The organism is Actinophytocola sp., from assembly GCF_009379765.1.
Lineage (GTDB): Bacteria > Actinomycetota > Actinomycetes > Mycobacteriales > Pseudonocardiaceae > Actinophytocola.
On record NZ_WHTD01000206.1, the window covers coordinates 1 to 14,106 of the forward strand.

General features: G+C 71.8%; 13 protein-coding genes. 5 read left to right on the forward strand and 8 right to left on the reverse strand.

Annotated features, from left to right (window positions below; all coding sequences use genetic code 11):
• The coding region (locus GEV28_RS38290; RefSeq protein WP_367115276.1) for an MFS transporter at nt 1-598 on the forward strand (598 nt) is incomplete at its 5' end.
• A gap of 66 nt (nt 599-664) precedes the next feature.
• Here the strand turns inward: GEV28_RS38290 and mshC are convergent.
• Entirely contained in the window at nt 665-1,921 is a 1,257-nt protein-coding gene (gene mshC, locus GEV28_RS38295) for a cysteine--1-D-myo-inosityl 2-amino-2-deoxy-alpha-D-glucopyranoside ligase (RefSeq protein WP_291418585.1), read from the reverse strand.
• 311 nt (nt 1,922-2,232) lie between these two features.
• On the opposite strand from mshC, the gene GEV28_RS38300 reads away from it, so the two are divergent.
• Together GEV28_RS38300 and GEV28_RS38305 are read left to right on the forward strand one after the other, a co-directional pair.
• Nucleotides 2,233-3,402 carry a S8 family serine peptidase gene (locus GEV28_RS38300; protein WP_291418587.1) on the forward strand — a complete coding sequence of 390 codons (1,170 nt, stop codon included), beginning with the start codon at nt 2,233-2,235 and terminating at the stop codon, nt 3,400-3,402.
• Nucleotides 3,403-3,421: 19 nt separating this feature from the next.
• Nucleotides 3,422-3,655 (forward strand): hypothetical protein, encoded by a 234-nt coding sequence (locus GEV28_RS38305; protein WP_291418589.1) that lies wholly within the window; start codon nt 3,422-3,424, stop codon nt 3,653-3,655.
• Between the two features lie 7 nt (nt 3,656-3,662).
• Here GEV28_RS38305 and GEV28_RS38310 read toward each other — a convergent pair whose 3' ends face one another.
• Entirely contained in the window at nt 3,663-4,631 is a 969-nt protein-coding gene (locus GEV28_RS38310) for an aldo/keto reductase (protein WP_291418591.1), read from the reverse strand.
• 65 nt (nt 4,632-4,696) lie between these two features.
• On the opposite strand from GEV28_RS38310, the gene GEV28_RS38315 reads away from it, so the two are divergent.
• Nucleotides 4,697-5,446, forward strand: a complete 750-nt coding sequence (locus GEV28_RS38315; RefSeq protein ID WP_291418594.1) for a DUF427 domain-containing protein — start codon at nt 4,697-4,699, stop codon at nt 5,444-5,446.
• Nucleotides 5,447-5,594: 148 nt separating this feature from the next.
• Here the strand turns inward: GEV28_RS38315 and GEV28_RS38320 are convergent, their stop codons facing one another.
• The 6 genes from GEV28_RS38320 to GEV28_RS38345 all read right to left on the reverse strand — a co-directional run bounded on the left by GEV28_RS38320 (nt 5,595) and on the right by GEV28_RS38345 (nt 13,819).
• Nucleotides 5,595-6,425, reverse strand: coding sequence for a peptidoglycan-binding protein (locus tag GEV28_RS38320; RefSeq protein WP_291418596.1), 831 nt, complete (start codon nt 6,423-6,425; stop codon nt 5,595-5,597).
• A 77-nt stretch (nt 6,426-6,502) separates the two neighbouring features.
• Nucleotides 6,503-10,552 carry an ATP-dependent RNA helicase HrpA gene (gene hrpA, locus GEV28_RS38325; protein ID WP_367115277.1) on the reverse strand — a complete coding sequence of 1,350 codons (4,050 nt, stop codon included), beginning with the start codon at nt 10,550-10,552 and terminating at the stop codon, nt 6,503-6,505.
• A 75-nt stretch (nt 10,553-10,627) separates the two neighbouring features.
• The gene (locus GEV28_RS38330) at nt 10,628-11,251 is read right to left on the reverse strand and encodes an L-threonylcarbamoyladenylate synthase (protein WP_291418600.1); all 624 of its coding nucleotides are present in this window, start codon (nt 11,249-11,251) and stop codon (nt 10,628-10,630) included.
• A gap of 9 nt (nt 11,252-11,260) precedes the next feature.
• Entirely contained in the window at nt 11,261-11,650 is a 390-nt protein-coding gene (locus GEV28_RS38335; protein ID WP_291418602.1) for a DUF3037 domain-containing protein, read from the reverse strand.
• A complete protein-coding gene (locus GEV28_RS38340; protein WP_291418604.1) occupies nt 11,634-12,428 on the reverse strand; it encodes a HipA family kinase in 795 nt (264 codons plus the stop codon). Before GEV28_RS38340 ends, GEV28_RS38335 begins: the two co-directional genes overlap by 17 nt.
• Before the next feature lie 35 nt (nt 12,429-12,463).
• Complete coding sequence (locus GEV28_RS38345; RefSeq protein ID WP_291418607.1) at nt 12,464-13,819, reverse strand: MFS transporter; 1,356 nt, start codon at nt 13,817-13,819, stop codon at nt 12,464-12,466.
• 78 nt (nt 13,820-13,897) lie between these two features.
• Between GEV28_RS38345 and GEV28_RS38350 the strand changes: the two genes are divergently transcribed.
• A partial coding sequence (locus tag GEV28_RS38350; RefSeq protein ID WP_291418609.1) for a helix-turn-helix domain-containing protein occupies nt 13,898-14,106 on the forward strand: 209 nt, incomplete at its 3' end.

A 14,106-nucleotide genomic window follows, 5' to 3' on the forward strand; every position in this document is an offset into this window, starting at 1 on the left:
CTCGGCCGCGTCCCGGCCGGCCGAGCCCGCGCGGTTGCGGGCGGCGTGGCGGCCGGAGGTGCTGCGCGGCGCCGCGGTCGCGCTGGTCGGCTGGGGGTGCCTCGGCGGGCTGACGTTCCTGGTCGCGTTCCGCACCGACGACGGCTTCGGGCTGAGCGCGAGCCAGCGCGGGCTGCTGCTGACGGTGTTCGGGGTGGTCGGCATGCTCACCGCGCGGCTGGTCGGCCGGCTGATCGAGCGAACCGGCGCCCGGCCGGCCGTGCTGGCCGGCGGGATGGTGGGCGCGGTGCCGATCGCGTTGATCGGCGTGGTGCCGTGGCTGCCGGCGGTCGCGGCGCTGTGGGCGCTGGCCGGTTTCTTCGCGCAGTTCATCCAGGTCGGGCTGAACGCGCTGGTGCTGACCGGGGACGGGGAGAACCCGGCGGGCGCGGTGTCGGTGGTGCAGGCGTTCCGGTTCGTGGGCGCGGCGCTCGCCCCGGTGGCGTTCACGCCCGTGTACCACCTGTCAGCCGTGGCCGGCTTCCTGCTGCCGGGGATCCTGCTGGCCGTCGTCACACCGGCCGCGCTGCTCGTCCGGCGGCGGCATCGAGTCGGCTGACCAGCCATCGGCGGTCCGATGCCCTGAACGCGTCGCATGGGACGTTGAACGCCCTGAGCGCGTCGTTCAGGGCATGGCGGCGGGCTGGAGCGCGACCCCCAGCAGGGCGTCCAACGCGTCGCGGATCAGGGCCGGCGCGGTCGGGTCCGAGCCGTCGCCGGCCAGCGCCGCGGCGGCCCACGCGTCGACCGCGCGGAGTGCCTGTGGCGTGTCGAGGTCGTCGGCCAGGTGGTCGCGCAGGCGGGCCACCGTGTCCTCCGCCGGGGGGCCCGACTCCCGGGCCACCGCCTGGCGCCAGCGGTCGACCCGGGCCAGCGCCTCGTCGAGCACGTCGGAGGTCCACGCGCGGTCGGTCCGGTAGTGGCCGGACAGCAGCCCGAGCCGCAGGCCCATCATGTCCACGCGGTCGGCCCGCAGCCGGGACACGAACACCAGGTTCCCGCGCGACTTGGACATCTTCTCGCCGTCCAGGCCGATCATGCCGGCGTGCGCGTAGTGCCGGGCGAACGGGTGCTGGCCGGTGAGCGACTCGGCGTGCGCGGCGCTGAACTCGTGGTGCGGGAAGATCAGGTCCGACCCGCCGCCCTGCACGTCGAAGGTCATGCCGAGCCGGTTCAGCGCGATCACGCTGCACTCGACGTGCCAGCCGGGCCGGCCGGCACCCAGCTCGCCGTCCCAGCTCGGCTCGCCCGGCCGGGCCGCGCGCCACAGCTGGGCGTCCAGCGGATGCCGCTTGCCGGGCCGGTCCGGGTCGCCGCCGCGCTCGGCGAAGTACCTCAGCATGGTCGGCTCGTCGTAGTTGGAGACCGAGCCGAAATGACCCGAGGCGAGCCGGTCGAAGTAGATGTCCGGGTACTGCTCGTCGTCGGCCCGGTAGGCCACGCCGTCGCTCAGCAGCTTGGCCACCGCCTCGACGATCTCCGGGATCGACTCGACCGCGCCCAGGTAGTCCCGCGGCGGCAGCACCCGCAGCGCCGCCATGTCCTCGCGGAACAACGCCGTCTCGCGCATCGCCAGCACGACCCAGTCGTCGTGGTCCCGCGCGGCCCGCTCCAGCAGCGGATCGTCGACGTCGGTCACGTTCTGCACGTAGTGGACCTCGTGACCGTTGTCGAGCCACTGCCGGTGCACCAGGTCGAACGCGAGGTAGGTCGCCGCGTGACCGAGGTGGGTGGCGTCGTACGGGGTGATCCCGCAGACGTACATGGTGGCGGTCGCACCCGGTGTCGTCGGGCGGATCTCCCCGGTGGCCGTGTCGTACAGCCGCAGCGGGCGCGGCGCGCCGGGAACCCTCGGCACCGGATGGGATGGCCAGGTCTGCATGGAACCGACCCTAGACGGCCGATCCGTATACCAACGTCGACCACCGAACTGTGACCCCCGTTACAGCCCGCCGCGGCCAGGCGATTCATGTCGTGCGACAGCAGTCAACGCAAGATGACGAAGAAGGTGGCGGCCATGACACCCCTTGTGTCGACCTCAGCTAGTCGAGCAGCTGGGAACCAGCACGAACCGCGTGCCGGCCAACCGCACCCAAGGGGAACGGGACGCGACCCGGCCACCGGTGCGCGCCGAACTGAACGGCATCAACGCACGGTGACCACAACTTTTGATTCCGGGGAGGCGGACCAGCCATGACGACGGCTGCGGATGGGACCACCGGCAGATACCTGGTCCTGATGGACGACGACTGGACCGAGGCGACCCAGGAGCTGAACCGGGTCGCCGGGATCCAGGCGGTGGACTCGGCCGAGGGGGGCCTGGCCCATCCGCTGTGGGACGCGGACGGGCTGATGATGCAGGAGCTGGGCGTCGCGCTGGTCAGCGCGGATCCCGACCAGGTGGCGGCGCTGACCGGTGCGGCGGACGAGCCGGGCCCGATCACGCTGGTCGAGCCGGAGCGTCAGGTCTTCGCGATCGGCGCGCCGCGCGTCGAGGAGATGGCCGAGCTCGACGAGACGACGTTCACCTGGGGCCTGCAGGCGGTCGGCGCGCCGACCAGCACGGCCACCGGCAAGGGTGTCCGGGTCGCGGTGCTGGACACCGGGTTCGACCTCGAGCACCCGGACTTCGCCGACCGCACGGTCACGTCGATGTCGTTCGTGCAGGGCCAGGACGTGCAGGACGGCAACGGGCACGGCACGCACTGCATCGGCACCGCGTGCGGGCCGCGCAAGCTCGAGCAGGGCCCGGGCTACGGCCTGGCGTACGAGTCCGCGATCTACGCCGGCAAGGTGCTCAGCAACGAGGGTTCGGGCGCGGACGGCGGGATCCTGTCGGGCATCGCGTGGGCGATCGCCAGCGGCTGCCGCGTGGTGTCGATGTCGCTCGGCGCGCGGACCGTGCCGGACCAGCCGTACTCCCGGCTGTTCGAGCGGGCGGCCCAGCGGGCGCTCGCCGCCGGCACGCTGATCATCGCGGCGGCCGGGAACGACAGCAAGCGGGCCGACGGCTCGATCGCGCCGATCTCCCACCCGGCCAACTGCCCGTCGATCATGGCCATCGGCGCGATCGACTCCGGGCAGCAGATCGCCAACTTCTCCTGCGGGACGGTCGGGTCCGTCGGCTCGGTCGACCTGGTCGGCCCCGGGGTCGACGTGTACTCGAGCTGGCCGATGGAGATGCGCCACCGGCGCATCAGCGGCACCAGCATGGCCACACCGCACGTGGCCGGCGTGACGGCGCTGATCGGGCAGGCCACCGAGGCGCGTGCCTACGAGCTGTGGGCGCGGCTCGCGCAGACCGCCCGGCGACTGCCCTTGCCGTCGACCGATGGTGGGGCAGGATTGGTCCAGGCTCCCTGACCAGTCGAGGAGGTCCGGCGTGGAGCATGTGCTCGTCTCCGTCGCCGACGAGGCGCTCGCCGAAATGTCCGCCGTGGTCGACGCGCTGCGCCGGGCCGGGCTCGCGGTGACCGAGGTGCTGCCCTCGGTCGGGGTCGTCACCGGCACGGTCGACAGCGACACGATGCCGTCGCTGTCGGCCGTGCCCGGGGTCCTCGCCGTCGAGCCCGACCGCGGGATCCAGCTGCCGCCGCCGGACTCCCCGGTGCAGTAGCAAGTAGCTACCCGAGCGCCGCGGCGATCTCGGCCAGCTGCTCCGCGCGCAGCGGTCCGTGCTCCAGCGCGCCCGCGTTCTCCTCGGCCTGCGCGACGTTGCGGAACCCGGGAATCGGGATCGTCCGGTCGCTGCGTGCCCACAGCCAGCAGAGTGCGCCCTGGGCGAGGGTGCGGCCGTCGCTGGTGAGGATCTCGCGGACGGCCGCGACCCGGGTCTGCCACTCGGGGGTCGGCACGCCGTCGCGGAAGAAGCGCAGCCAGTCGGGCGCCTTGGTGCGGATGTCGGCGCCAGCCGCCGGGCTGCTCGCCGTGCGCCGGCCGAGCAGGCCCATCGCGAGCGGTGAGCGGTTGATGCTCGCGAGGTCGTGCCGGTCGCACACGGCGAGGAGCTCCGGCGCGTCGTGCAGCACGCTCAGCTCGTGCTGGACGGCGACGCAGTGCGGGCCGGCCGCGAAGGCCTCGGCCCGCTCGGGGTCGTCGGTGCTCCAGCCGTAGCCGCGGAGGAGACCCTCCGCGACGAGCTCCTCGCAGACCTCTCCCAGCGTCTCGGCGTCCTCAATGGACGGTCCGATGTGGAGCTGGTAGAGGTCGAGACGGTCGGTGCCGAGCCGTTTCAGCGTGCCCTCCAGCGCCTGGCGAACGTATGCCGGCGAGGCGTCCTCCCCGGTCAGCGTCGTCGTGCCCCGGTCGAACGTGTTGCCCCACTTGCTCGCGATCACCACCTCGTCGCGGCGCCCGGCCAGTGCGCGGCCGAGCACCTCCTCGCTGCGGCCGGTGCCGTACACGTCCGCGGTGTCGAAGAAGGTGACGCCGAGGTCGAGCGCGCGGCGCACCGCGCGGACCGACTCGTCGTCGTCCACCTCACCCCAGCCGAGCGGCTGTCCCTGCGCGTCGGAGAACGGGCCGCCGATGGCCCAGCAACCGAACCCGAGGGCACTGACCTCGATGTCCCCCAGCTTTCGCCTGTTCGTCATGTCTGCATTCTGGGACCCGAAGCGCGCTCCAGGTCCAGCCCGCATTCGGGAGTAATTTGGACCGCATGTCTGACACGCGTGGCCGGGTGAAGGTGGAGACGAGTCCGAAACGGGTCCGGGCGTACGCGTCCGGACATCTGGTGGCCGACACGCGCCGGCCCGCCCTGGTGTGGGAGATCCCGTACTACCCCACCTATTACGTGCCCCTGGCCGACGTCCGGGCCGAGCTGGCGGCGGCCGGCCCGGGCGACCGCTCCCCGAGCCGCGGCGACGCGACGCTGTACGACGTGGTCGTCGACGGCGTGACCGTGCAGGCGGCGGCGACCCGCTACCTCGACTCCCCCATTCCTGAGCTGCACGGCCTGGTGAAGCTCCACTTCGACGCGATGGACGAGTGGCTGGAGGAGGACGAGCCGATCTACGTCCACCCGCGCGACCCGTACAAGCGGGTGGACATCCTTGCCAGCACCCGGCACGTCGTCGTCCAGGTCGACGGCGTCACCGTGGCCGACTCCCACCAGCCGCGGATCCTGTTCGAGACGGGTCTGCCGCCGCGCTACTACGTGCCGCTGTCCGACGTCCGGCTGGACCTGCTCCGCCCGTCGGACACCCGGTCGCACTGCCCGTACAAGGGAACCGCGGCGTACTGGTCGGTCGACACAGGCGGGGCGGTGCGCGACGACCTGGTGTGGATCTACCGCTCCCCGCTGCCGGAGAGCCAGAAGGTGGCCGGTCTGGCCTGCTTCTACAACGAGAAGGTCGACATCATCCTGGACGGCGAGCCGCAGGGCCGCCCGCACACCCCATTCAGCTAGTGTCGCGTGACCCTGAAACCTTTACGCCGCTGCGGCCAACGCGGCCCCTGGCCGCGTTGGAGAAAAGCCCAAGTACATCCAGTACGAGCGACCTTCCTCCGCCTTGCCAGGAACCACGTGGATCCACAGCGGACGCAAAGGAACAGAATCACGCGACACTAGCGCGCTGGTACTCCTCCCAGGTGACCTTGGTGACCTGCGGGCCGTCGTCCGGACCGCGGTTCGCCAGGCCGTTCTGGCCCAGGTAGTAGTCGCCCGCCTGGTGCTGGGCCGACGGGGACATGTCGGTGTCGGAGATCGCGACCGCGTGGATGTGGTAGGCGAAGCCCTGCGCGGGGGTGCGCAGCCACGCGGCGAAACCGACCTGCCGCAGCGTCCGGACCACCGTCGTGCGCAGCGTGGTCGACATGCCGGACACCGAGATGTCGAGCACCCCGCCACCGTCGTGGGTACCGGCCGAGTCCGGGTTGCCGGGGTTGTACGAGCCCTGGGTGATCGACAGCGTCCGGCCCAGCAGGCCCTCCGCCTTGACCAGCATCGCCTTCGTGCGGGTGTTCATCGTCGCGCTGTGGTAGGTCAGGCGGGCGCCCGGGGTGAGCACGTTCGACACCGTGTAGCGCCCCTCGCCGAGGGTCGTCAGCGACGTGCGGCCCGGCAGGCCCGACGCGTCCAGCCCGGTGTAGCCGAGCGAGCGCTGGTACGCCGCGTAGGCCTCGACCGTCTTGGTCCCGAAGTGGCCGTCGACGTAGGTCGTGGCCAGGAGGTTCTTGGCGTCCAGCGCCTGCTCGACCAGCAGCACGCTGTCCCTCGCGCCCGGGGTCAGCGCGGTGTCCGGCCGGCGCGGGTCGATCTGCGCGGCCTTCACCACCGCCTCCATGTTGGCCGCGGCGAGCGCCACGGCCGGGCTCGCCACGGCGGGCGCGGCCCCGGCGGAGGTGATCACGGTGGCCAGGACCAGGACAGCTGCTCGTACCCTCATGGCGAACCCCTAACCAAATTCACGCAGAACTGGTTCATTGATCACACACGAAGGTAACCGGAGGGTCAAGCCGCTGTTCAGCCGAGTTCGTCGATCGCCCGGTAGACCCGCTTCTCCGAGATCGGGTACGCCGTGCCGAGCGTCTGGGCGAAGTAGCTGATCCGCAGCTCCTCGATCATCCAGCGCACCCGCCCGTCATCCCCCGGCCCGCCCCGTACCTCGGCGTAGGCCTGCTGCGCGTCCTGCACCGCGTAGGTCCACTCGAGGTCGCGGTCCGGCCGCTCCGGCAGCTTGTCCAGCCGCCGCATGATCCCGCGGAGGTAACGCTCCACATCGGACAGTCGAGCGAGTCCCGTGGCGGTGACGAACCCGTTGAACACCAACGCGGACCGTTGCGCGCGCATGTCGGCCACCGACTCGGCGAACACCGCCCCGGTCATCCGGGACAGCGCCGTGTCGACCTCGGCGTTCCCGACGAGCACCCCGCGCACCCGGTCGAGCACCTGGTAGGTCCCCTCCGCCAGCCCGGCCCGCACACCGGCACAGAGCGCCTCGAACGCGTCGGCGGTCCACACCGGACCGCCGTGCTCGGCGATCAGCGTGTCGGCGGCCGCGTCGACGCAGTCCGCCAGCAGACCCGGCACGCCACCGTGCGGGTTCGCCGACAGGGCCAGCTTGGCCGCGTTCGGCAGCCGCCGCACCACCTGCTTCACCGGCGACGGCACGGTCACCAGCACCAGCCGCCGGGTCCCCCGCCACATCGCCCGCGCCTGCTCGGCCTCGCTGTCGAACAGCCGGATCGCCACGCTCGCACCGGTGTCGACCAGCGCCGGGTACGCCGTGACCTGCTGCCCGGCCCGGCGCAGCGACACGCTTCGCTCCAGCGCGCCGAACGTCCACGCCGTCAGGCCCTCCCGCGTCAGCCCCTCCGAGCCCGACGCCAGCGACTCCCGCACCCGCGAGGCCAGCTCCCGCTTGAGCGCGCCGAGATCCTTTCCCTCGAGGATCGGCTCACCGGCCTCCTCGACCACCTGGAACGTCGTCCGCAGATGCTGCGGCACCTGGTCGAGCTGCCACGCGTCCGGCGGCACGACCACGCCGGTGAGCTCCCGCAGCAGCGCGGCCACGTCGTCGAGGGTCGGCTCCTCGACCGGCGCCAGCCGCGCGCGGACCGCGGCCACGTAGTCGGGCACCGGCACGAAGTTGCGCCGCACCGGCTTGGGCAGCGACCGGATCAGCGCGGTGATCAGCTCGTCGCGCAGGCCCGGCACCTGCCACGGAAGGCCGTCCGCGCTCACCCGGCTCAGCAGCGCGAGCGGCACCTGCACGGTGACCCCGTCGGTGGCCGTTCCGGGCTCGAACCGGTACTGCAGCCCGAGCCGGATGTCGTTATGCCGCATGGCGTCCGGGTAGGACTCCTGGCTGACGTCGGCGACCTCGGGGTTGACGAGCATCGCCGGGTCGAAGTCCAGGAGCTCCGGTTGCTCGCGGCGAGTCTCCTTCCACCACGTGTCGAAATGCGCGCCGGACACAGCCTCCTGACCGACCCGCTGGTCGTAGAACTCGAACAGCGTCTCCTCGTCGACCACGATGTCGCGCCTGCGGGCCTTGTGCTCCAGCTCCTCGGCCTCGGCCAGCAGATCCGCGTTGCGCCACAGGAACTTGTGGTTGCTTTGCCACTCCCCCTGCACCAGCGCGTGCCGGATGAACAGCTCGCGCGCCACCGGCGGGTCGATCCGCCCGTAGTTCACCGCGCGGTCGACCACGATCGGCAGGCCCAGCAGCGTGACCCGCTCGGACGCCATCACCGCGGCACGCTTCTTCTCCCAGCGCGGCTCGCTGTAGGTGCGGCGGACGAGGTGCCCGGCGACCGGCTCGATCCAGTCCGGGTCGATGCGCGCGACGACCCGGCCCCACAGCCGGGAGGTCTCGACCAGCTCGGCGGCCATCACCCAGCGCGGTTGCTTCCGGAACAGCGCCGAGCCGGGGAAGATCGCGAACTTCGCGTTGCGCGCGCCGAGGTACTCCTTGCCGGCCGGGTCCTTGAGCCCCGGCTTCATACCAATGTGCGACAGCAGCCCGGCGAGCAGCGCCATGTGGATCCTGGCCGGCTCGGCCGGGGTCTCGTTGGGCGTGATGTCGAGGCTCTTCGTCATCTGCCGCAGCTGCCCGGCGACGTCCTGCCACTCCCGCACCCGCAGGTAGTTGAGGAACTCCGCGCGGCACAGCCTGCGGAACCGGTTGGCGGACAGCTCCTTGCGCTGCTCGGTGAGGTAGCGCCACAGGTTCAGGTAGGACAGGAAGTCCGACTCCGGGTCGCGGAACCGGGCGTGCTGCTGGTCGGCCGCGGCCTGCTTCTCGACCGGCCGCTCCCGTGGGTCCTGGATGGACAGTGCGGCGGCGATGACCACGACCTCGCTGACGCAGCCGTTCTCGTCCGCCGCGAGCACCATGCGCGCGAGCCGCGGGTCGACCGGCAGCCGGGCGAGCTTGCGGCCGAGCGGGGTGAGCCGTGGCTCCGAGTCCACCGAAGACCTGCTTGCAGGGTCGAGCACCTTCACCGAAGACCTGCTTGCAGGGTCGAGCACCTTCACCGAAGACCTGCTTGCAGGGTCGAGTATTTTCTCCGAAGACCTGCTCGCAGGGTCGAGTATTTTCTCCGAAGACCTGCTTGCAGGGTCGAGCATCTTCTCCGTGGAGCTGTCCAGCGCGCTCAGCTCGTGCAGCAGGTTCATGCCGTCGGTGATGTGCCGGTGGTCCGGCGGCTCCACGAACGGGAACGCCGCTATGTCGCCGAGGTCGGCGGCGGCCATCTGCAGGATGACCGAGGCGAGGTTGGTGCGCAGGATCTCGGGGTCGGTGAACTCGGGGCGCGCGTCGAAGTCGTCCTCGGCGTAGAGCCGGACGCAGATGCCGTCCGAGGTGCGGCCGCAGCGGCCCGCGCGCTGGTTGGCCGAGGCCTGCGAGATGGGCTCGATCGGCAGCCGCTGCACCTTGAGCCGGTTGGAGTAACGCGAGATCCGCGCGAAGCCCGGGTCGATCACGTACTTGATGCCCGGCACGGTGAGCGAGGTCTCCGCGACGTTGGTGGCGAGCACGACCCGGCGGCCGCGGTGGGCCTGGAACACCCGGCGCTGCTCCCCTGTGGACAGTCGGGCGTAGAGCGGGAGGATCTCGGTGCCGCGCCGGTCCTGGGCGACGAGCGCGTCGGTGGCGTCGCGGATCTCGCGCTCGCCGGAGAGGAACACGAGGATGTCGCCCGGGCCCTCGGCGCACAGCTCGTCGACCGCGTCGAGGATGGCCTGGGTCTGGTCACGGTCCGGGTCGGCCTCGGGGTCGTCCGGGTCCACGATGGGGCGATACCGCACCTCGACGGGGTAGGTCCGGCCGGAGACCTCGACGATCGGTGCGTCCCCGAAGTGCCGGGAGAACCGTTCGGGGTCGATCGTGGCCGAGGTGATGATGACCTTGAGGTCGGGCCGGCGCGGCAGGAGCTGCCTGAGGTAGCCGAGGATGAAGTCGATGTTGAGGCTGCGCTCGTGCGCCTCGTCGATGATCAGCGTGTCGTACTGGCGGAGCTGGCGGTCGGACTGCAGCTCGGCGAGCAGGATGCCGTCGGTCATGAGCTTGACCAGCGTGTCGTCGCCGACCTGGTCGGTGAACCGGACCTTCCAGCCGACCGCGGCGCCGAGCGGCACGTCGAGCTCGTCGGAGATCCGCTCCGCGACGGTGCGCGCCGCGATCCGCCGCGGCTGGGTGTGGCCGATCTGGCCGCGGACGCCGCGGCCGAGCTCGAGGCAGATCTTGGGCAGCTGGGTGGTCTTGCCGGAGCCGGTCTCGCCGGCCACGATCACGACCTGGTTCTCGGCGATCGCCTTCTTGATGTCCGCGCGCCGCTGGCTGATCGGCAGCTCGTCGGGGTAGGTGACGGCCGGGACGGCGGCCCGGCGGCGCTCGATCCGCGCCGCGGCCTTGTCCACCTCGCCGGCGATCTCGGCGACCCGCCGCTGCCGGACCACCTGGTCGCGGATCTTGCCGAGCCCGTCGAGCCTGCGCCGAATCCGCCGCTCGTCGCGCAGCGTCAGCTCACTGAGGCGCTTGCGGAGGTCGGCGAGTGAAGGACTCACGGCGGGCGTACTCATACGGCATCGAGCCTAACGACCCACGCGACCAGGTTATTTCGGTGTCCAGCGCGCCGATGCTCAGGACTCGAACAGGGCGAGGTCGCCCGCGCCCTCGCGGACGATCTCCAGCTCGTCGTTCGAGAAGTCGATCACCGTGGTGGGCTCGGTGCCGCACTCGCCGGAGTCGATCACCGCGTCGACGACGTGGTCGAGGCGTTCCTTGATCTCCCAGCCCTGTGTCATCGGCTCGTCCTCGCCCGGCAGCAGCAGCGTGCTCGACAGCAGCGGCTCCCCCAGCTCGGCGAGCAGCGCCTGCGCCACGGCGTGGTCCGGGATCCGCACGCCGACCGTCTTCTTGCGCGCGTTCAGCAGCCGGCGCGGCACCTCCTTGGTGGCCGGCAGGATGAACGTGTAGCTGCCCGGCGTCGCCGCCTTGATCGCGCGGAACACCGTGTTCGACAGGTACACGAGCTGCCCGAGCTGTGCGAAGTCGTGGCACACCAGGGTGAAGTGGTGCCGGTCGTCGAGCTGGCGGATCTGCCGGATGCGCTCCATCCCGTCCTTGTTGCCGGCCAGGCACCCCAGCGCGAAGCACGAGTCGGTCGGGTACGCGATCAGCCCGCCGTCCAGCAGGATCGCGACGACCTGGCTGATCGCGCGCCGCTGCGGGTTCTCGGGGTGCACATCGAAGTACTTCGCCACGCGAGGAGCCTAGGGGTGATCCACAGGGGGCAGCACCTGGGTGCGCATCAGGTGGTCGAGCTCGGCCCGCGGGTCGTCGGTGAGCCCGGTGTGCGTCGGCGAGGTCTGGACGATCGTGCTGCGCGGCGCGGTGAGCCAGCGGAACCGCTGCCCCGGCGAGCTGGCGGCCATCGGCCCGGGGCCCTCCTCGCAGGCTTGGCCCCACGACCGGAGCGCGTCGCGCAGCACGTCGAGGTCCATGGCCGGGTCCAGGGCGCGCAACCGCTCGGTGTCCACATGGGTCCGGCAGCGCAGGAACCGCAGCGTGGCGCAGTAGACGATCGCGCCGACGTTCATGAACTCGCCGCGCTCCTGCCGCGGCACGGCGCGGACCAGCGCGTACTCAAACACGTGCGGCACGGGTCTCCTCCACCGCCGGGACCCAGGTGTCCGCCTGCGCCAGCCGGGCTTCGAAGAACGCACGATAGGCGGCGCGCACGTCGCCGGGCGAGTCGAACGCCGGGTCGGCGGCGAGCCACTCGTCCGGCACGAGCGCGAGGACCTCGGTCAGCACGCCGGCGGTGACCATCGGCCGCAGCGCGCGGTCGGCGTCGGTGACCGAGCCGGCCACGGGCAGCATCACATGGTCGCTCGCGTCGTACCGGTACTCGGCCGCGGGCTGCCAGCCCGGACCCCAGCGGTGGTGGAAGTACAGCGAGGCGCCGTGGTCGATCAGCCAGACCTCGCGGTGCCAGAGCAGCATGTTGGGGTTGCGCCAGCTCCGGTCGACGTTGAGCACGAGTGTGTCGAGCCACAGCAGCCGGGCGGCGAGGTCGGCGCCGGGGTCGCGCACCCGCGGGTTGAAGTCGAACGAGCCGGGCAGGTAGTCGAAGCCGAGGTTGATGCCGCCGCTCGCGTTGAGCAGGTCCTGGATCTCCTCGTCCGGCTCGGCCTTGGACAGCTGCGGGTCGAGGTCGACGAGCACGATCTCCGGCACCTCGAACCCGAGCCGCCGCGCCAGCTCGCCGACGACCACCTCGGCCACCAGCGCCTTGATCCCCTGGCCTGCGCCGCGGAACTTGAGCACGTACATGCCGAGGTCGTCGGCCTCGACCAGGCCCGGCAACGACCCGCCCTCGCGGAAGGGCGTCACGTACCGGGTGGCCACGACGGTGCGCAGCCCGCTCACTTGATCCACGACCGCATCATGCCGCAGCCGGCAACCGAGTTGGCCTAGGCCGGCACGGGAGCCGGCCGGCGGACGCGGCCACCCACCAGGACGAGCGCCGCACCGGCGACCGTGAGCGCGGCGGTGACGATCGCCGCGGTGTCCCAACCGGACACGACCTCCGTCGGGGTGTCGCGGGCGGCGAGCATCGCGACGATCGTCACGCCCAGGGCGCCGCCGACGTAGCGGGCGGTGTTGTTGGCGCCGCTGCCGATGCCGGCCTGTCCGGCCGGCACGCTCGCGACCGCGATCTGGCCGAGTGCCGCGTTGAGGACGCCGCTGCCGACACCCGCGACGAGCAGGCCCGGCAGCAGGCCGAACACGGACACGTCACCGTGCTTCCCGGTCAGCAGCGCGAGCCCGGCGGCGACGACCACCAGGCTGAGCACCAGCCGGGACCGCACCGACAGGGTCGCCGGCAGCCTGCGGGCCAGCAGCGCGACCACGGCGCTGGTGCCGGACCAGGCGAACAGCAGCAGCGCGGCCTGCGTGGTCGTGTACCCCAGCGCACGCTGGAGGAACGTCGGCGAGAAGGACATCAGCCCGATCACCCCGGCGCCGGTGGTGAACCCCGCGACGATCGACGCGACGAAAGCCGGTCGGCGGAACAGCGTCAGGTCGAGCATCGGCGCGCGCACCCGGCCTTCCCACCACACGAACCCGACGACCAGCGCGACGGCGGCGACCAGCAGCGGCAACGCCGGCCAGCCCCAGCTCCGCCGGCCCTCGACCAGGCCCGCGAGCAACGCCACGAGCCCGCCGCCGAGCAGGGTCGCGCCGACGATGTCGACCCGCCGCGGCTGGTGCGAGCGGGACTCCTCGAGCATCAGCCGGCCGACCACGACCAGCGCCACCGAACCGGCGGTGAGCAGCCAGAACCCGGCGCGCCAGCCGACAGTCTCGTCGAGCCGGCCCATCACGAGCGGCCCGACCGCGATACCGCCGCCGACGCTCGCGCCCCAGATACCGGTGGCGCGGGCGCGCTCCTGGCCGGCCGGGAACGCGTGCCCGATGAGACCGAGGCTGCAGGAGATGACCGCCGCGCCGCCGATGCCCTGACCGATCCGGGCGAGCACGAGGACCAGCGTGTTCGGCGCGACGGCGGAGATCACCGAGGTGACCGCGAGGACGGCCGAGCCGAGGACGAGCATCCGGCGCCGGCCGTAGTCGTCGCCGACAGCGCCGGAGACCAGCAGCGCCACGGCGAGGCCGACGCTCATCGAGCTGAGGATCCAGGCCTGGCCGCCGGGGCCGCTGCCGAGGTCGTTGGCGGTGCTGACCAGCGTGGCCAGCGGGGTGGTGAACGCGACGAGCACCAGGAAGGTCGCCGCCGCCGCGACGCCCAGGGTCCGTGACCGCACGCCGTCCTCCTTCGGTTCGGTGACCGAACTCTAACAGCCGTGGTTCAATGACTGAACTTGTGTCGGTAGACTCACACCGTGGCACTAGGACGGGACTACGAAGGACAGAACTGCTCGCTGGCGCGCGCCCTGGAGGTGGTCGGCGAGCGGTGGACGATCCTCGTGCTGCGCGACCTGTTCTTCGGCGTCCGCCGGTTCACCGACCTCCAGGCGCACCTGGACATCCCCCGCGCGGTGCTCACCGACCGGCTGACCCGCCTGGTCGACGCGGGCGTGGTGACGCGGAC

Bases quoted from the DNA above. Each gene is read 5' to 3' on its own strand.
- mshC (WP_291418585.1), bottom strand. From the start codon at position 1,921: ATGCAGACCTGGCCATCCCATCCGGTGCCGAGGGTTCCCGGCGCGCCG.
- GEV28_RS38300 (WP_291418587.1), top strand. From the start codon at position 2,233: ATGACGACGGCTGCGGATGGGACCACCGGCAGATACCTGGTCCTGATG.
- GEV28_RS38310 (WP_291418591.1), bottom strand. From the start codon at position 4,631: ATGACGAACAGGCGAAAGCTGGGGGACATCGAGGTCAGTGCCCTCGGG.
- GEV28_RS38315 (WP_291418594.1), top strand. From the start codon at position 4,697: ATGTCTGACACGCGTGGCCGGGTGAAGGTGGAGACGAGTCCGAAACGG.
- GEV28_RS38320 (WP_291418596.1), bottom strand. From the start codon at position 6,425: ATGAGGGTACGAGCAGCTGTCCTGGTCCTGGCCACCGTGATCACCTCC.